Below are 17,443 nucleotides of genomic sequence, written 5' to 3'. Positions count from 1 at the left end.
ACGGAGTTTGCTTATCTTTAACTGTGCAGGTGATCATGTATCTCCTGCGCTAGTGCCTTGCTGATGCCATTAACCTTGCTTAACTCAGCCACTGTCGCCTGCTGAATGGACTGCAATCCGCCAAAATATTTCAACAATGCGGAGCGTCGCTTGGCGCCCACGCCGGGAATATCTTCCAGTGTCGACTTCCTCCGCTTGCCTTCCCGTCGCTGACGGTGTCCGGTAATGGCGAAGCGATGCGCCTCATCCCTGACCTGCTGAACCAGATGCAATGCCGGACTGCTGGGTTCCAGCACGTATTCTTTGCCCGTCACGCCATCCAGCAGCGTTTCCATCCCGGGTTTGCGGGTCTCCCCTTTTCCAACTCCCACAACCGTAATGCTGGTCAACTGCAGGCTTTCCAGAGATTCCATGGCTTTGCCAAGCTGGCCGGCACCGCCGTCAATCAGGATCAAATCCGGCATTTTACCTTCCCCGGTAAGTAGCCGGGCATAACGTCGCTCAACGGCCTGCCCTATCGCTGCATAATCATCGCCAGGGGTTATGTCACGAATATTAAAGCGACGATAATCTGATTTAACGGCACCTTGCTGATCAAATACTACGCAGGAGGCTACCGTGCCTTCTCCCATGGTATGACTGATATCAAAGCACTCGATGCGTTCCGGCATGGTTGACATCTTCAGCGCCTGCTGCAGCATCAGGAAACGCTGATAGATATTCTTCTTATCCGCCAGCCACACGGCGAGAGCTTGAACCGCATTTTTGTCTGCCAGTTCCAGCCAGCGTTTTCTGTCACTCCGAACTTGATGTCTCAGGGATATGGCCTTTCCAGACACCTCCCGCAATGTAGTTTCCAGCACTTCCTGGTCTTCTACGGCGAATGGGATCACGATTTCAGCGGGGAAATCTCTGGCATCCGCATTCCGTATATAAAAATTGGCCAGGAAACTCAGCAAAGCTGTCTCACGGGTTGTCTCCAGCTTAAAATCCGGATGGAACTGCCGGGTACCGAGCACCCTGCCCTGACGGACGAAAATCACGATAACGCAGCAGCCACCCGGCTCCCAGGCGATACCTAGCACGTCGGCATCGCCACGCTGGGCGCTGATGGCCTGTCCCTCCTGGGTTTGACGCAGGAAGTTAACCTGGTCCCGGAAGGTCGCAGCCTGCTCAAACGCCAGCGATTCTGCCGCTGCATCCATCTTGCCAATCAGGTCAAAGATGATCTCCTGGCTTTTTCCTTCCAGGAATCGCACGGAATCCTGCACATCCCTGGCATATTCCTGCTCATCGACCAAGTCGACGCACGGCGCCTTGCAGCGATTGATCTGATACTGGAGGCAAGGCCGGGTCCGGTTCCTGAAAAAACTGTCTTCACATTGCCGGACTTTGAAGATTTTCTGGAGAATACCCAATGTTTCCCTTGCCGCACCCGCGCTGGGATAAGGACCATAAAATCGGCCCGTCTGGTTTTTCCTGCCCCGGTGCAGGGCTAAACGCGGAAAACGGTCCTTATGGGACAAGTAGATAAAAGGGTAAGATTTATCATCCCGCAGCAGGATGTTATACGGCGGCTTCAGGGTTTTGATTAGATTTTGCTCAAGAATCAGCGCCTCTGATTCGGTATTGGTCACTACCGTTTCAATGGCCTGAATCCTGGCGACCATGGCCTGAGTCTTGACCGCCAAGCCCTGCTTACGGAAATAACAGGACAGCCGTTTTTTCAGGTCTTTTGCCTTGCCGACATAAAGCACGTCGGCATTGCTGTCCAGCATTTTGTATATGCCCGGCAGTTCAGGCGCATTTTTTAGATAAGTCTGATGATCAAAGGCGTTACTATCTGTCGGCATAACAAGCACATCCGGTCAATTCTACCGAATGGTAACGTGATCTCTGTATCGCTGCACTCGCCAACGGGTTAGATCGCCATCGTCTGGGTATCCACCAGTGCATGCCTGATCGCCAGGTGTGTCAATTCCACATCACTGTTGATGTCCAGTTTGTCAAAAATCCGGTAGCGATAGCTGTTCACAGTTTTAGGACTCAGGCAGAGCTTGTCCGAGATGTCCTGCACCTTCTGGCACTGGACAATCATGGTGGCAATCTGCAGTTCGCGCTGGGATAGCTGTTCAAAAGGGTTATCAGATTTTTTACTGAAAGGCTTGAGCGCCATCTGCTGGGCAATGTCAGGGCTGATATAGCGGCTCCCTGAGACAACAGCCCGGATGGCCGTAACCATCTCGTCCAGCGCCGCCCCCTTGGTCAAATAGCCTGAGGCGCCAGCTTCAAGCAGACGACTGGGATACGGATCATCAGAATAGACAGTCACAGCAATGATTTTTGAGGAGGGACTGCAGTGCTGCAGTTTTCGGGTCGCTTCCAGCCCGCCAATACCCGGCATGCGGACATCCATCAAGATCACATCGGGCGTATTCTGGCGGCAAAAAGTGATAGCCTCTTCGCCCGTCGCCACTTCACCGATGACATTAAAATCCTCAACATCGGATAACATCCGTACAATCCCTGTTCGAACCAGATCATGATCATCTGCTACAAGAATTGAAACCACTCGCGTACCCCCGATAGACACCCGCTTCCTGCTCTTGTCGTTATTATTGCAGTCGGCATCCCAGCCTTTGCAGCGTAAAACCATACTAACAAACAACGGCTGTCATGCAACAGCCCGGATCGTCGAATCCAGAGCCGATAAACCGGATAAAAAAAGACCCACTTTCGTGGGCCTTTTGGTTTGCCTTAGAGCTTGCCGGCCAAGTCCGGCACCGCTTCAAAGAGGTCTGCGACCAGACCGTAGTCTGCCACCTGGAAGATGGGAGCCTCCTCGTCTTTGTTGATGGCAACAATGACCTTGGAGTCCTTCATACCGGCCAGATGCTGGATGGCACCAGAGATACCAACGGCAACATATAGCTGTGGTGCGACAATCTTACCGGTCTGTCCGACCTGCATGTCATTGGGTACAAAACCGGCGTCAACCGCAGCACGGGAGGCGCCGACAGCAGCACCCAGCTTGTCAGCCAGACTGTAGAGAATTTCGAAGTTCTCACCGTTACCCATGCCACGACCACCGGATACCACGATATCCGCTGCCGTCAGTTCCGGACGATCAGATTTGGCCAGCTCTTCACCCACAAAGGCAGACGTAGCAGCATCGTGTGCAGAAGCCAGTGCTTCAATAGGCGCACTGCCACCGGTCGCTGCGGGGTCAAAGCCAGTGCCTCGCACGGTGATCACCTTGATTGGCGCACTGGACTGCACAGTGGCAATTGCGTTACCGGCATAAATAGGACGCTTGAAGGTATCAGCATCTTCAACAGCAACAATGTCAGAAATCTGATCAACATCCAGCAGTGCGGCAACACGCGGCATGGTGTTCTTGCCAGTGGTCGTGGCCGCTGCCAGTACGTGGGAATAGTTCTTGCCCAGTTCAGCGATCAGTAGACTGGTATTTTCAGCCAGCTGGTGCTCATAGGCGGCGTTATCAGCCACCAGAACCTTGGCAACCCCTTCAATCTGGGCAGCGCCTTCTGCGGCGGCGCCACAGTTGCTACCCGCAACCAGGACGTGGATATCATCACCGATGGCCCTGGCAGCCGTCACTACGTTGTTAGTAGCAGCGTTCAGGGCGCTGTTATTGTGTTCAGCTACGACCAGAATACTCATCAGATCACCTTTGCCTCGTTCTTCAGTTTCTCAACCAGTTCATCCACGCTGCCTACCTTGATACCGGCCTGACGCTCCGCGGGCGGCTCAACTTTCAGTGTGGTGATGGTGGAAGCCACCTCAACGCCCAGCTCTGCCGGAGATTTGACATCCAGCGGCTTGCGCTTGGCTTTCATGATGTTGGGCAGTGAAGCGTAACGGGGTTCATTTAAACGCAGGTCGGTGGTGACAACCGCCGGCAGGTTCAGCGCAACTGTCTGCAAGCCGCCGTCGATTTCACGGGTGACCACGGCCTTGCCGTCTTCAACCTTAACTTCAGACGCGAACGTCCCCTGCGGCAGGCCAGCCAACGCAGCCAGCATCTGGCCGGTCTGGTTGTTGTCACTGTCAATGGACTGCTTGCCCAGTACGATCAGGTCAGGCTTTTCTTCATCGACAATGGCTTTGAGCAGCTTGGCGACAGAGAGTGAGTCCAGCTTTTCATCGGTTTGCACTTGAATGCCGCGATCTGCACCCAGCGCCAGCGCTGTGCGGATCTGCTCCTGACACTCTTTGGGTCCCATGGAAACGACGACAATTTCGGAAGCCACGCCCTTCTCTTTCAGGCGAACCGCTTCTTCTACCGCGATTTCACAGAACGGGTTGATGGCCATTTTCACGTTGGTCAGATCCACATCACTGTGGTCAGCCTTAACGCGTACCTTGACGTTGTAGTCTATGACTCTTTTTACCGCTACAAGAACCTTCATGAGCTCCTCGTACATTGTCCGTTCAGTTTTTTATCCAGCAGGCTGTACAACTCTGAAACTGTCCAGACTGTTGGCGTCCAGGCGGCGATGCATCGGTCGTTATATAAGGTTTGTTATGTGAGCATCCCGTATCTCGTGCCGGAGCTATCTTGACCGCTGGCCGTAACCGGGTCAAGGAAAGCCGGTGAGTCGTTGCACTCTACCCTTACAGACAGGCAGTAAACCTGACTATCAACAATAATGGCATCACCCGGGCATAACCCGTGGTAGTGGCTACCCGCAGGTTGATTGCGGCAGACCACTGTTCATTTGCGCGAAGCCAAGTATAATGCGAACAAAAATTCAAACAAGCGTTTGAGGCAACGAAGACGCATTTTTACCAAAAGCCGTGTGTTTGCCGGATCGGGGGATGCCAACCCGGGGTTCGGCTAGCCGTAGCAGCAGGAGAGTGTCATGGAACGCGAATCCATGGAGTTCGATGTCGTTATCATCGGGGCCGGCCCGTCCGGATTGTCTGCGGCCTGCCGCCTGATGCAGCTGGCCCAGGAATCAGAACAGGAACTGACTGTCTGTGTGGTTGAGAAAGGTTCAGAAGTCGGCGCCCATATATTGTCCGGTGCCGTCTTCGAGCCACGGGCCATGAATGAACTGTTCCCTGACTGGAAAGAACGTGGTGCGCCACTCAACACCCCGGTCAAGGGCGATGAGATCTACTACCTGAAAGATCAGGGCAACGCTAAAAAGATTCCCGCCTTCCTGACTCATAAGACCATGCACAATGAAGGCAACTACATTATCAGCCTGGGCAATGTCTGCCGCTGGCTGGGGGAACAGGCAGAGGGACTGGGTGCAGAAATTTTCCCCGGATTTGCCGCACAGGAAATCATTGTTGAAGACGGTGCTGTAAAAGGCATTATCACCGGAGACATGGGGGTTTCCGTTACTGGCAAACAAAAAGAAGGCTACATGCCGGGCATGGAACTGCGTGCCAAGTACACCATCTTTGCAGAAGGCTGCCGTGGTCATTTAGGCAAGCAGCTGATCAGTCAGTTCAAGCTGGATGAAGGTAAGGATCCACAGCATTATGGTATTGGCATCAAGGAGTTGTGGGACATTCCTGCTGACAAACACCAACAGGGACTTGTCGTACATACGGCGGGTTGGCCGCTGAGCGAAAGTGGCTCCATGGGTGGCGGATTCCTGTATCACCTGGAAAACAATCAGGTCGTTGTCGGCCTGATCACGGACCTGAACTACAGCAACCCTCATCTCAGCCCGTTTGATGAATTCCAGCGCTACAAGCACAGTCCGGTTGTGAAGCAATTCCTTGAGGGCGGAAAGCGTGTTTCCTATGGCGCACGCGCAATTACCAAAGGTGGCCTGCAATCGCTGCCCAAGATGACCTTCCCTGGCGGTCTGCTGGTGGGCTGTGATGCTGGCACTTTGAATTACGCCAAGATCAAGGGCTCTCATACCGCCATGAAGAGCGGCATGATCGCCGCGGAATCGATTTTCGAAACACTCAAATCCGGTGACGAAGGCGGCCGTGAAATTGAAGCCTTTGCCCAGGCTTTTGAAAGCTCCTGGGTCTATGAAGAACTTCACGCCCAACGTAACTTTGGCCCGCTGGTGCACAAACATGGCGCTTTGCTTGGTGGCGGTTTGTCATGGGTTGATATCAATCTCTTCAATGGCAAGCTGCCTTATACCCTGCACGATAAGTCAGCGGATTACGCCCAGCTGAAACCCGCAGCTGAGTGTCCGGAACTCAACTACCCCAAGCCGGATGGCAAACTGAGTTTTGATAAACTGAGCTCCGTTTTCCTCTCCAACACCAACCACGAGGAAGACCAACCCTGCCATCTGCGCTTGACGGATGCCGATCTGCCCATACGCGACAACCTGCCAAAGTTTGATGAACCGGCCCAGCGTTACTGCCCTGCTGGCGTTTATGAAGTCATGACGGATGAAGCGTCTGGCGAGAAACGATTCGTCATCAACGCCCAGAACTGTGTGCACTGCAAGACCTGCGATATCAAGGATCCTGCCCAGAATATCACCTGGGTTGCGCCGGAAGGGACTGGCGGTCCCAACTATCCCAACATGTAAAACAGAGGGGCGAATTTTTCGCCCCTTTTCTTGCTTTAACCTGCCCCTGTCAAGGCGATGCAACTGGTGCGATTTTGTAAAAAATCCCACCACTCCAGATGCCATACCAATCTTTATCTTCCATTGGCTGGATATCTGCCATCTCAACAAGCTGGTAGAAAATATTCCGGTGCACCAATGCTTCGAGCCGATCGCGGACGAGGATATAAGGCGAAGGTTCTGCGGACTCTGGATCAAGATCCACTCGAAACGGATGTCCGCTGTCCAGACGCACGGTATCGCCCACATTCGTCGTGAACGTCAGCACCTGATTCTGCCCCGTCCCTTCCGCATCGACAGCAGTAGCGACAAACGGCGCATCTTCCACCTGAATTCTGACTTTCTCGACTGGTGTTACCAGGTAATAACAGTCGTCGTCATCATGCCGCATAATGGTTGAAAACAGCCGCACCATGGAAGCACGCCCAATCGGACTCCCCATATAATGCCAGCTGCCATCACGGCGTATAACCATATCCATGTCGCCACAGAATGGCGGATTCCAGGCATGAACAGGCGGCAACCCAGCCTCGGTTCTTATTTTGTCCAGGTTGTTGAGCAGGGAATCCCGGGTTTTATGCTGATCTGTCACACGACCTCCAGGCAATACCGCCATAGTTCTGACATATAGATGATCCTTGCCCACTAAGTATAAGGTCCACCGCGGCCGAATCCAGCGAAGTGCTAATCTCACCAATAGAGGGATCCAATAATTCGACCAGGCAGTAGAAAGACAACAATGAATCCTTTCACCGTCATCGTTCACTGGCTAGAAAAGTGGCTGATCCACGAAACCTCACCGGCGCGTGGCGCCACGCTATGTGATTTCGACCGAATTCGCTATGAACTGAAACCTGCCGACGTCCTGCTCATCGAAGGGCGATCCCGTGTTGCAGGCGTGATCAAGCAGATCACGCAAAGCAACTGGTCTCATGCTGCTCTCTATATTGGCAAACTCCACGATATTGAAGACAAGCGGCTGAGAGACTACGTCAGCAAAAGCTATGACGGTGACAGTGAAGATCAATTACTGATCGAGAGCGAATTGGGACTCGGTACTGTGATTCGCCCGCTGCAGGTGTATGAAGGTGAACATGTCCGCATCTGCCGGCCTAACGGCATGAGTTATCGGGATGGCCAGCAGGTGCTTCACTATGCCGTCAGCCGACTGGGGCAGGAATACGATATTCGCCAGATCCTGGATTTATTGCGTTTTCTGCTTCCATACAGCTTTATTCCCGGTCGCTGGCGATCATCCCTCTTCAACCACATGCCTGGACAGGCGACCAAAACTGTTTGTTCAACAATGATTGCTGAGGCATTCAGCTTTATTCATTTCCCGATCCTGCCGCTGGTCAAACGCAATGGTGAGAAAGGTGTCCAGCTGTTTCAGCGGAATCCTAAGTTATGTACGCCTCGGGATTTCGATTACTCCCCCTACTTCACCATCATCAAATACCCCTTCCTGGACTTCAGCCAGCACTCATCGGATTGTCGACTGCTGCCCTGGCATGGTGACAGTACGCTGGAAGGTCAGGAAGCTGACCTGTACATGACCGCTGGGCAGATTCGCGATCTCAAGCGTTTTAAAGACAAGCTTTCCGTAGACCCGGATAGTCCTCAATCCACTCCAGACGGCAAGCCCAACGATACCAAGGGCTAGCGCGCACAGACCGTCAATTAAATTACCTAAATAATCATTAATTTCATTTTTATGCGTTTTTTGTCTAATTATTGGCTGGAAGATGTCAAAATATCGTTAATACTTACAGTGCTGATGAGGTTGATGTCCCCCTACAACCTTGTCAGCTAGGTCAGCAATGACCTTGGTACTTGGATTGTGTACCTATGTTTCACTCCTAATGGTCTTAGCCCGCGATACTTCCCCCAGTACGCGGGTTTTTTTTCGCCCTTAGAAAACCGTGGCTTTCAGCGCAAACCCTTGATACTACTGGCCTCCATGCACCTCCTATCCGTTTCTCCGTCTCCAGCCACTTGCCTGTCTATGGCTGTCTATAGCTGTCTCAACCTTTAGCAGATCTTTAGCAGACAAGTACCACGTGGGACAGCCTGCTTTTACCCTTGGTACACACCCGAAACCCTTATAGATCAATTGGTTATGGGTTAGCGGTTGTTTATGGTACTTGCGGCTACTGCCCCAAAAGTGTCCCACACCGTCCCAAAAGTGTCCCACCGTGGGACAGTGCAAGTACCCGCTTTAAAATCAATAACATACGTCATTTCAGTATTCTGGCGACGGTACTTTTCCCTATGCCAAGCCGATCAGCAATCTTTCTCACTGAAAGGCCTTCGGCTGACAGCCTGGCGACGGCCTGCTCTACCGTTTCTTCCATCTCTGCAATCGGTTCCGATTTGACTACACGCTGCACTTCAGCCTCCGGCTTAACCGTTGGCGCTATCTCATGTTCGGCCTTGAAAGATCCTCTCTCACGGGCAACTTCATCCAGCGCCAGCTTGACCCTGTTGCCGCCATGGTGGATCGCCTCACCAGTGGTCAGGTTCAAAAACAGTTTCAGCAACCCGGCCTCCGCGTCCACTTCCCAAAAACTGGCATTCTCGCCATGACGCCTGGTGAAGTAACCCACCAGATCCTCTACCGATATTGCCGATGACTTCAGTCCGAAGTGACTGATGATATGTTCTAAACCGGAACTCACGGTGTCACCAATCATATTGAAATCCAGATCGACTGACCCGGATCTCAACATGTCCCTGGTGAACGTTGAGGCAACCTTGGAACGGTCAGGCCTCGGAACCCCCATGGCCTCAAGTTCGGCCAGCATATTGTTCCGACGCATCTTTTCTTCCTCGGCCTCCCCCCACGCATAGGCCTCGTCGTAAGTCAGCTTGGTTCGCGTTATGTTGACCTGCTTACCGTCTTTCCAGGTTCGCGCCAGACAACGATAGACAACGGAACCGTCTGCTTTCTTTCTTGATGTTACTGTTGGCATAAATCCTTTCCTTACTACTATGGTGCCAACAGAATTGTATATCTTTAGTGATTACTAGTAATTAAAAAACACTCAACACGTTGCCAACTGGCATTAGTTTTTCCATCAGCGCTGAACTTATCCTTTTTATTTGATAATCGAGAAACATGGCAGTTATTTATTTGTTAACATCTTCAAAAAAATAGACAGCTAACACATAAACCAAACAACAATACTTATAATTAAGACATCCTCAGAAAACTATTTCCACATATATTAGAAAAACAATCATCTTCAAAATTTACAAACTATCAGATAGAAATACCTCTTCAAAAAAATCAACCATTAACTGACCCAGAAAACATTATCACATTAGATGAATCAAACCCTCTATTAGCCCAAAGATCAAATGACCTCTGTATATTCAGCCAAAAATCCGGCGTTGTACTACAGGCTTTCGCTAGACGTAAAGCCATTTCCACGCTAATACCACAGCGTCCATTAATTATTTCAGAAACCGTTTTTCGACTCACATCCAAACGTTTTGCAGCTTCTGTAACACTAAGACCTAGAGGGTCAAGATAACCTATTTTTAATATTTCACCTGGGTGAAGCGGCTCACTCATTTGCATTAGGGTTATTCCATATGATGTCATTCTCAAAATCGAATCGTAACCCAGCAAGTTACACCCATCAAGCATATCAAGATACAACATTCAAACCCAACACATAAATTGCGAGATATTTTATACATATGCATATTCTTCATCTTTCTGACCAGTAATATCAAGGGGTGCCTGTCGGACTCCTAATGGTCTTAGCCCGCGATACTTCCCCCAGTACGCGGGTTTTTTTTGTGCCAAAAACCAAACCAAGCGAGTGCTTCAAGCCCCAGTGGTCGTTCATGCACAAATAGCTATAAACATTAGCCACTTAATCAAGATATGGTCTGAAGCAACTATCTAGTAAAGGTAAAACCAGGAAATCATGGAAATAGAAACGCAGGCATAAACTAGCATGACCGGGAATCCGGCGCGAAGATAATCGGTTAATTGATAGTTACCCGCACTGTATACCATCAAGTTTGTCTGATAGCCCACCGGGGTCATAAAACTGCAACTGGCGGCAAAAGCAATGGTCATAATAAAAGCGCCGGGGTCAACGCCCAATACCTGAGCCAGCCCCAAAGCGAGAGGAAATGACAAGGCTGCAGCGACATTATTGGTCACGACCTCAGTCAACACCATCGTCAAAATGAACAGTCCCGCCATAACAACCCACGGCTGAAAGTCCTGTAAGTAAACCGCGGCATTCTGTGCGATAGCATGCACGGTACCATCATTGGTAAAGACCTGCGCAATACCCAGTGCCGAGCCGATCACCGCAATCAGTTCAAACGGAATACGATTTCGCAGTTCTTCCAAACGGGTATAATCAGCCAGCAGATAGATGATAAATATACCGATCAGCCCTTCCAGAAGAGGAAACAACCCCATAATGGAACCCGCCAGGGCAAACAGAAACAGGGAAATACTGATTACACTGCTACGTGTATCCAGGCTACCACTGGCCACATGCTCTCGTAGAATATGAAAATCGGTTGTCTCTTCACTGAGGACCCTGAAGTCTTCTCCCGTGGCCAATAGCAAACGGTCGCCCACTTGAAGACGAACATTAGACAATTTGCCGGTTAATTCCTGATTCCCCCGGCTCAGTGCTACGACGGCGGCATCATAACGTATGCGTAACCCCAGATTACGGACAAACTTGCGCGCCAAATCCGAACCGGAAGCAATGACGACCTCGGTCAGGTTACCCACCGGGATTCTCTCTTCTTCAGTCAGCAAAGCCAGACCAGAAAATCGGTCCAGTTCCGAAATAAAGTTCGGATCACCATTAAAGATCAAAATATCGTTAGCGCGTATACGACGATTGGGTCGGACAGGTGTAATCAATCGACCTTCCCGCCACATTTCAACAAGAAAGATACTTTCCAGATCTCGAAAACCGTTTTCCTTGATACTTTTGCCAACCAACGGAGAGCCTTCCTCGACCCGCGCTTCCATCAGGAACTTGTTATAGGACTCACTGGACTGGGTACTATCCGGCAAAATGTACTGGCCGGTTGCGATCAACACGAAAAGCACCGCCATGACAACCGGTGCGCCGATCTTGAAAAAATCACCAAACTCAAGGGGCTCAAGACCTGCATTCACCACAAAACTGTTAATAATGAGATTGGTCGAGGTGCCAATCAAGGTCAGCATACCGCCGGCAATAGCGCTATAAGAAAGCGGAATCAACAGCTTTGAAGCCGCATGCTGCTTTTGCCCAGCCACCTTTCCCATGAAGGCGGCAACAATCGCGGTATTATTGAGCATGGAGGATAGAAACGCCGTCATGGTGCATAGACGCAGTAATGCCGTACGGTAACCACAATCCAATGCGTGGCGAGTGGCCATCTCGATAAATCGGTTTTTTTCCAGAACGATGGAAACCAGCAACAACAAGACCAGCGTCATCAGCACAGGATTAACGAAATTGGCCAATGCCTCACCAACGGCTAACTGACCGGTAAACAGGAAGTAAAGCAGCGCCATGGCAAAAATTTGACCCGCACGCCACAGATTGCTGATTAATGCCGCCAGTACGAGCACCAGGACTGAGCCATTGATCCATGGCATAAGCTGGGAATAGGTTTCCATTAACCATCCATGGTTTCACATTGCCTATTTAGATTACTTTAGCAGCGTGTCATAACTCAGGTGGTTTATTGAAAGGCATCAACAAAATCAATCATGGTGGGCGTGCCGTTTAACAACTCATCAAGCAACGCTTCAGCAGCCGACCATTGCAGTTCGGGGTATTGCGTCATGGAATCCTTAACCAACTGACTGAAGGTTTTCTGGCGTTCCTGAAAGATATGTTGACTGACGCCACCCTTCCCTTCGCTGCGGATAAATTTCATGGCTTCCATGATATCCGCCAGCTTGGCAATCCGCTTCAAACGGTCAGGCAATTGATGCTTATAGCGCTTGTATTCAGGGCAGAGAGATTCTTCTATTTTTTCAATGGGGCTGTCACCTTTGGGAAAGGAGGCCTCCAGTCGGCGCTTAAGGGGGGTAGCCAGATCACCTGTCAACGTTTCCGGCATATCATGCCACAGGCAGAACTGAACAAGCGCGAGCTTTTCCTCCGGCAAAATATCGGGATACACCGCATCCGTCAGCGCACAGGCGTACATCGTGACCAGGAATGAGTGCTCAGCAATCGAAGGATAACGGTGACAGGGAACAGAATGCCAGCGAGTCACATCAGCGCTTCGCGCAATATCGTATATATTCATAGATCCCCCGGAAGCAAGTTGATATCAGATTAATAAATGTTCACTTGTTCTCAATGGCCATTAAATCAACAGACTGCTTATTCCTATGTCCAGTATAAGTCTTGAATCGTCTGCAGCTTGTCACTATTCTGACCCAGCCAAAAGAATAACGAATTTTAATAGGCCACCCTTTATGACAAGACTCTTTCAGTTCTTATTGCTGTTCTGCTTAAGCAGTAGTGCTTTTGCAGAAAGTTATGTTTACCTCACTAACAATACCTATGAAACCCTGCAGATAGAAACCCATGTACGGGGCGATACGGCACTGGTCGCCGGCGAGCATTATGAACAACTTGCCGCTGAGGTGCCGCCACTGGCGACCCGCCGGGTACTTCGCATGAATCGCGATGAAGGGATTAAAAATGGTAAGACGTATTTTCTGGACACCCGGGTTTCCGGCGCCCAAAACCAGATCACTCTCCAACAGAAGCTGACAGGCACCCTGACCTTCAGCAAGATGTGGCTGAGCGCCGCCAGTGACAACGGTGATCTGTCGTGGTTTTATGACCGCGAGATCCACCGCCAATCACTGGTATTTGATGGCAAACAGAGCACCCTGGCATTCCGTTCCCAGAAAGCCAGAACCTCCGGTGATGACCTTTACTATGTGATCCACAATGAGCGTCAGCAGCCCACCCCTCAAAGCAGCGATAAGCTGAAGGTTCTCTCCTACAACACCTGGATTTTATTACCGGGCCTGATTGCCAAAAAATCCGCTGAACGCCTGGACGCCATGCTGGATGCCGTCAGTGGTTATGACATGATTGTTTTTCAGGAACTGTTTGATAACACCTTGCGCCAGAACTTTATTAATCGCTTGGATGAAGAGTACCCCTACTTTACCCGTATTGTTGATGAAACCGGGAAAATGGAGGATGGTGGCATTTTCATCGCCAGCCGCTGGCCCATTGAAGCGGAAGATCAAACCGTTTATGACCGCTGTATCAATGATGGATGCCTGGCTGCCAAGGGAGCGGTCTATGCCAAGGTCAACAAAATGGGGAACAGCTACCATCTCTTCGGCACCCACACCCACGCCTATACAGGCACTGAAGACGTTGCCGTCAGGGCTGAGCACCTGCAGCAACTCAGGAATTTCATTGATAGTCAAAACATTCCGACCTCTGAACCCGTTCTGATCGCCGGTGATCTCAACGTTGACAAGCTCAATTACCCCGGTGAACACAGCCAGATGCTGGCGATTCTCGATGCAAGTGAACCTCAGGCAACGGGTGCTTACCCCTACAGCTATGACGGCCACGTCAACAAGTGGGCCTCAAACTATCGGGAATACCTGGATTACGTGCTTTACAGCAACCGCCATCTTCAGCCACTGGACAGCACCAATGCGCTGCTTACACCGCGGAGTATTGATGCAAGCCTCTGGGGCGACTGGGATCTTTCCGACCACTTCCCGGTGGAAGGTCATTTCTCCTTCCCCCTGCCTTCAAAAGAGCCCGTGGAGAGTGATGGCTACCGGACTATCACCATGAAAGATCTCTGCCTGGATGGAAACAGTGTGATTAACCTGGCCCATACCAGCCTGGAAGCCTGTGACGGCACCGACAGTCAATACTGGCAGTTCACCGCAGAAGGCAGCATCAGGAACCGGGAAAATCCGAACCGTTGTCTCGACGGTATGGGGGTTCTGAACGGAACCCGATTAATTGTCTGGGACTGCCACGGGGGCGACAATCAGCGCTGGATCAAGGATGGCAGGTTTATTCGCAGCACCCAAAACGCCAAAAAGGTGATTGATGCCTATCGGACAGCACAAGGCGGCGGTGTCGGCATCTGGCAGTTCCATGGTGGCAATAATCAGCAATGGCAGTGGAAGCAATAATGCTTACCTGATGACAGATCACTCTGAACCGCATGGACATTAAGCATTCCATGCGGTTTCCTCCTCAAAACACTGCTGATTCCTGGGTTAATCCGGTAAAATTGCCTGCCAGATCCCCTTCCCAGGAGTCAGCATGCAGCAAGAATCTCATTCCAACATCGACCCTAAGACCGTGATCAACCAGGAAACCGCCAAAATCCCCTGGCATGACCTGCAGCGTTTCTTCGCCAGTGGTACGACACTACATGTTCACCATGGGCTTGATCTCGTCGATGTCGCCCTGGCAATGCATGAAGATGATAAAACGGCCATTCAACGATGGATGAGTGATGGTCTGTTAGGCGGTGTAAGCGACGATGACGCTCGAAACTGGTATGAGCAGCACGCAACAGTATGGGCAGTCGTGATTGCCCCCTGGATATTGGTTCAACCCGTAACGGGCGGATCTGTAGACGAATAATGGATACCCTGGTGATAGTATCAGACGATGCTATCACCAGGGCGAAAAGCAGACAGGGAGTCAGAACTCTGACAATTCAATAAACAGTATGAAGTGCCTGTTAGCAAAGGATGCGGAGCATTCCTCTTACTCGGATAGGGTTTTCAGTATCAGGAATTCACCGGGATTAACACCTTGTCCAGCATTGAATAATCATCTGTCCCTGCAGTTAGCGGATAGAACACAATCAGCTGACAGCTTCTTCTTTCTTCTGTTCGGCCTGGGCCTTTTCCAGTTCAAGCGTCAGGTTTTGAACCTGCTGCTGCAGCTGTTTTTGCTTGCTCTTAAGGGTATTGTTTTCAGCGGTCAAAACGCGATTCTGCTCCTGCAGACGCTTAACCTGCTTTTTCATGCGATCAGGATTCTGGGCACGCAGGCTCTTAATTTCACCATCCAGACTCTTGGCCTGCACTGAAAATTTCAGGACGTTCTTCTCAGCCGCTTCCAGCTGGGATTTCAGACCCTGTACTTCCTTATTGTGTGTGGAGGTAATTTCCAACAACGCCTCAAGTCTGCGTTGCTCGACGAGCGCTTGTTCTTCTGAAATGATAGGATTTCCTCCTGCGGTGGATGTTTCCATTGAAAGTACCTCAACCTCTTGGCGAACAGGCAGCGTTTTTACTGTCTATCTATTGATATCAATATGACGTTTATAGGCCAGCTTGGAAGAAACTGGACGCAAGGAAACTGTCAGAGCGCGGCATTATACACTTTTTCAACGTATGGCAAGTAGTTTATTTGAACATATTTTATATGGATTTATCGAAGTTCAGCAGAGAATAACGTTAACCGCCAGCCCGCCCAATGCTGTTTCCTTATAGTTACTCTGCATATCCATACCAGTCTGATGCATGGTTTCTATGACTTCATCCAGGGTCACCCGATGCGAACCGTCCCCCCGCAACGCCAGGCGTGCAGCATTGATGGCTTTGACAGCGCCCATGGTGTTGCGTTCAATGCAGGGTATCTGTACCAGCCCTGCGATCGGATCACAGGTCATACCTAGGTTATGTTCCATCCCTATTTCCGCGGCATTCTCAATCTGCTCTACGCTTCCACCGAGTACAGCTGTCATGCCGGCCGCAGCCATGGAGCAGGCAACACCGATTTCCCCCTGGCAACCAACCTCAGCCGCTGAAATGGAGGCATTTTTCTTGTAGAGCATCCCAATCGCTGCAGCGGTGAGCATGAAGTCAAACAGCCCTTGTTCGTCAGCCCCATTAATGAAACGCATATAGTAGGCAATGACGGCCGGTATAACGCCGGCAGCGCCATTGGTCGGTGCGGTAACCACCCTGCCACCGGCTGCATTTTCTTCATTCACTGCAAGGGCAAACAGGCTCACCCAGTCAATCGCCAGTAGCGGATCAGCTGCATCACTGCCTGCATTGCTCAGCTCCTGATAAAGACCGGCGGCGCGGCGCTTCACATCGAGACCACCAGGTAATATTCCCTCGGTTCGACACCCCCGTTCAATGCAGCTGTCCATGACACACCACAGGTCTCTCAAACCTTGCTGAACTTTATCACTGTCACCCTGCAGGGCGATTTCATTGGCCATCATCAGCTGAGCGACGGATAAATTATAAGTAAGACATTTGCTTAATAATTCTTCTGCAGAATCAAAAGGATATGGGATACTTTTAACACCCAATACCTGAACATTGTCTGCACACTGGATTTCTGTGGCTGAAACAATGAAGCCACCTCCCACGGAAAACCAAGTCTGATCACCTACTGTGACACCCTGCTGATTGAATGCCAGCAAACGCAGGCCATTGGGGTGTTCAGGTAATGGCGTATTATTGAAAATGATGTCGGACGTCTTATTGAAGCTAAGCTGTCGCTGATTGGGCAGACACAATCGCTCATCATTACAAACCGTTAGATAACGATCATGAGCCGTGTCAGGATTAATGGATTCTGGCATTTCTCCCATGAGACCGAGTATGACGGCCTGGTCAGTGGCATGTCCTGTGCCGGTCAATGCCAAAGCCCCGTAGAGTTCCACACGTATCCTCGTTACATCGTCCAACGCAATCGTACGAACAAACTGGCAGGCTGCTTTCATGGGTCCGACGGTATGAGAACTGGAGGGCCCTATTCCGATCTTGAACAAATCAAACACACTGAGGGTCATAGGTTGTCCTGCATACCAATTGTTATGATTGTTGACCGCCGTCC

At 50.7% G+C, this 17,443-nt stretch carries 15 protein-coding genes; 4 read left to right on the top strand and 11 right to left on the bottom strand.

Annotated elements, in window-relative coordinates:
- Nucleotides 1-17 precede the first annotated feature (17 nt).
- The 4 genes from uvrC to KHS78_RS11125 form a co-directional block, all read right to left on the bottom strand.
- Nucleotides 18-1,853, bottom strand: coding sequence for an excinuclease ABC subunit UvrC (gene uvrC / locus KHS78_RS11140; protein WP_211828457.1), 1,836 nt, complete (start codon nucleotides 1,851-1,853; stop codon nucleotides 18-20).
- Nucleotides 1,854-1,921: 68 nt separating this feature from the next.
- On the bottom strand, nucleotides 1,922-2,572 hold the full coding sequence (uvrY, locus tag KHS78_RS11135) for a UvrY/SirA/GacA family response regulator transcription factor (RefSeq protein ID WP_211828544.1): 651 nt from the start codon (nucleotides 2,570-2,572) through the stop codon (nucleotides 1,922-1,924).
- A gap of 185 nt (nucleotides 2,573-2,757) precedes the next feature.
- A complete protein-coding gene (locus KHS78_RS11130) occupies nucleotides 2,758-3,684 on the bottom strand; it encodes an electron transfer flavoprotein subunit alpha/FixB family protein (RefSeq protein WP_211828456.1) in 927 nt (308 codons plus the stop codon).
- A complete protein-coding gene (locus KHS78_RS11125; RefSeq protein ID WP_211828454.1) occupies nucleotides 3,684-4,433 on the bottom strand; it encodes an electron transfer flavoprotein subunit beta/FixA family protein in 750 nt (249 codons plus the stop codon). Before KHS78_RS11125 ends, KHS78_RS11130 begins: the two co-directional genes overlap by 1 nt.
- Nucleotides 4,434-4,886: 453 nt before the next feature.
- Here KHS78_RS11125 and KHS78_RS11120 point away from each other — a divergent pair, with 453 nt between their 5' ends.
- Nucleotides 4,887-6,542, top strand: a complete 1,656-nt coding sequence (locus KHS78_RS11120; RefSeq protein ID WP_211828452.1) for an electron transfer flavoprotein-ubiquinone oxidoreductase — start codon at nucleotides 4,887-4,889, stop codon at nucleotides 6,540-6,542.
- A gap of 49 nt (nucleotides 6,543-6,591) precedes the next feature.
- Here KHS78_RS11120 and KHS78_RS11115 read toward each other — a convergent pair whose 3' ends face one another.
- Nucleotides 6,592-7,173, bottom strand: a complete 582-nt coding sequence (locus KHS78_RS11115; RefSeq protein WP_211828451.1) for a DUF1285 domain-containing protein — start codon at nucleotides 7,171-7,173, stop codon at nucleotides 6,592-6,594.
- Between the two features lie 147 nt (nucleotides 7,174-7,320).
- On the opposite strand from KHS78_RS11115, the gene KHS78_RS11110 reads away from it, so the two are divergent.
- Nucleotides 7,321-8,244, top strand: a complete 924-nt coding sequence (locus KHS78_RS11110; RefSeq protein ID WP_211828449.1) for a C40 family peptidase — start codon at nucleotides 7,321-7,323, stop codon at nucleotides 8,242-8,244.
- A gap of 574 nt (nucleotides 8,245-8,818) precedes the next feature.
- Here KHS78_RS11110 and KHS78_RS11105 read toward each other — a convergent pair.
- The 4 genes from KHS78_RS11105 to KHS78_RS11090 all read right to left on the bottom strand — a co-directional run bounded on the left by KHS78_RS11105 (nucleotide 8,819) and on the right by KHS78_RS11090 (nucleotide 12,878).
- A complete protein-coding gene (locus tag KHS78_RS11105; RefSeq protein WP_211828447.1) occupies nucleotides 8,819-9,553 on the bottom strand; it encodes a helix-turn-helix domain-containing protein in 735 nt (244 codons plus the stop codon).
- 317 nt (nucleotides 9,554-9,870) lie between these two features.
- A complete protein-coding gene (locus KHS78_RS11100) occupies nucleotides 9,871-10,164 on the bottom strand; it encodes a HigA family addiction module antitoxin (RefSeq protein ID WP_211828445.1) in 294 nt (97 codons plus the stop codon).
- Nucleotides 10,165-10,494: 330 nt separating this feature from the next.
- Nucleotides 10,495-12,237, bottom strand: a complete 1,743-nt coding sequence (locus KHS78_RS11095; RefSeq protein WP_211828443.1) for an SLC13 family permease — start codon at nucleotides 12,235-12,237, stop codon at nucleotides 10,495-10,497.
- Between the two features lie 65 nt (nucleotides 12,238-12,302).
- Nucleotides 12,303-12,878 carry a YfbR-like 5'-deoxynucleotidase gene (locus tag KHS78_RS11090; RefSeq protein WP_211828441.1) on the bottom strand — a complete coding sequence of 192 codons (576 nt, stop codon included), beginning with the start codon at nucleotides 12,876-12,878 and terminating at the stop codon, nucleotides 12,303-12,305.
- A 172-nt stretch (nucleotides 12,879-13,050) separates the two neighbouring features.
- Between KHS78_RS11090 and KHS78_RS11085 the strand changes: the two genes are divergently transcribed.
- Both KHS78_RS11085 and KHS78_RS11080 read left to right on the top strand, forming a co-directional pair.
- Nucleotides 13,051-14,760 (top strand): ricin-type beta-trefoil lectin domain protein, encoded by a 1,710-nt coding sequence (locus KHS78_RS11085; protein WP_211828440.1) that lies wholly within the window; start codon nucleotides 13,051-13,053, stop codon nucleotides 14,758-14,760.
- Nucleotides 14,761-14,893: 133 nt separating this feature from the next.
- Nucleotides 14,894-15,220, top strand: a complete 327-nt coding sequence (locus KHS78_RS11080) for a DUF2288 domain-containing protein (RefSeq protein WP_211828438.1) — start codon at nucleotides 14,894-14,896, stop codon at nucleotides 15,218-15,220.
- 226 nt (nucleotides 15,221-15,446) lie between these two features.
- Here KHS78_RS11080 and KHS78_RS11075 read toward each other — a convergent pair whose 3' ends face one another.
- Together KHS78_RS11075 and KHS78_RS11070 are read right to left on the bottom strand one after the other, a co-directional pair.
- Nucleotides 15,447-15,839 carry a hypothetical protein gene (locus tag KHS78_RS11075; RefSeq protein WP_211828436.1) on the bottom strand — a complete coding sequence of 131 codons (393 nt, stop codon included), beginning with the start codon at nucleotides 15,837-15,839 and terminating at the stop codon, nucleotides 15,447-15,449.
- Nucleotides 15,840-16,028: 189 nt separating this feature from the next.
- A complete protein-coding gene (locus KHS78_RS11070; protein ID WP_211828434.1) occupies nucleotides 16,029-17,399 on the bottom strand; it encodes an L-serine ammonia-lyase in 1,371 nt (456 codons plus the stop codon).
- Between the last annotated feature and the right edge of the window lie 44 nt (nucleotides 17,400-17,443).

It is taken from the genome of Kistimonas asteriae (assembly GCF_018263925.1).
GTDB lineage: Bacteria > Pseudomonadota > Gammaproteobacteria > Pseudomonadales > Endozoicomonadaceae > Kistimonas > Kistimonas asteriae.
This window is presented reverse-complemented; position numbering and strand designations above follow the sequence as displayed.

What these genes read in the sequence shown, in the direction of transcription:
- uvrC (WP_211828457.1), bottom strand. Translation starts at nt 1,853, where the DNA reads ATGCCGACAGATAGTAACGCCTTTGATCATCAGACTTATCTAAAAAAT.
- KHS78_RS11130 (WP_211828456.1), bottom strand. Translation starts at nt 3,684, where the DNA reads ATGAGTATTCTGGTCGTAGCTGAACACAATAACAGCGCCCTGAACGCT.
- KHS78_RS11125 (WP_211828454.1), bottom strand. Translation starts at nt 4,433, where the DNA reads ATGAAGGTTCTTGTAGCGGTAAAAAGAGTCATAGACTACAACGTCAAG.
- KHS78_RS11120 (WP_211828452.1), top strand. Translation starts at nt 4,887, where the DNA reads ATGGAACGCGAATCCATGGAGTTCGATGTCGTTATCATCGGGGCCGGC.
- KHS78_RS11110 (WP_211828449.1), top strand. Translation starts at nt 7,321, where the DNA reads ATGAATCCTTTCACCGTCATCGTTCACTGGCTAGAAAAGTGGCTGATC.
- KHS78_RS11105 (WP_211828447.1), bottom strand. Translation starts at nt 9,553, where the DNA reads ATGCCAACAGTAACATCAAGAAAGAAAGCAGACGGTTCCGTTGTCTAT.
- KHS78_RS11100 (WP_211828445.1), bottom strand. Translation starts at nt 10,164, where the DNA reads ATGCAAATGAGTGAGCCGCTTCACCCAGGTGAAATATTAAAAATAGGT.
- KHS78_RS11095 (WP_211828443.1), bottom strand. Translation starts at nt 12,237, where the DNA reads ATGGAAACCTATTCCCAGCTTATGCCATGGATCAATGGCTCAGTCCTG.
- KHS78_RS11090 (WP_211828441.1), bottom strand. Translation starts at nt 12,878, where the DNA reads ATGAATATATACGATATTGCGCGAAGCGCTGATGTGACTCGCTGGCAT.
- KHS78_RS11085 (WP_211828440.1), top strand. Translation starts at nt 13,051, where the DNA reads ATGACAAGACTCTTTCAGTTCTTATTGCTGTTCTGCTTAAGCAGTAGT.
- KHS78_RS11080 (WP_211828438.1), top strand. Translation starts at nt 14,894, where the DNA reads ATGCAGCAAGAATCTCATTCCAACATCGACCCTAAGACCGTGATCAAC.
- KHS78_RS11075 (WP_211828436.1), bottom strand. Translation starts at nt 15,839, where the DNA reads ATGGAAACATCCACCGCAGGAGGAAATCCTATCATTTCAGAAGAACAA.
- KHS78_RS11070 (WP_211828434.1), bottom strand. Translation starts at nt 17,399, where the DNA reads ATGACCCTCAGTGTGTTTGATTTGTTCAAGATCGGAATAGGGCCCTCC.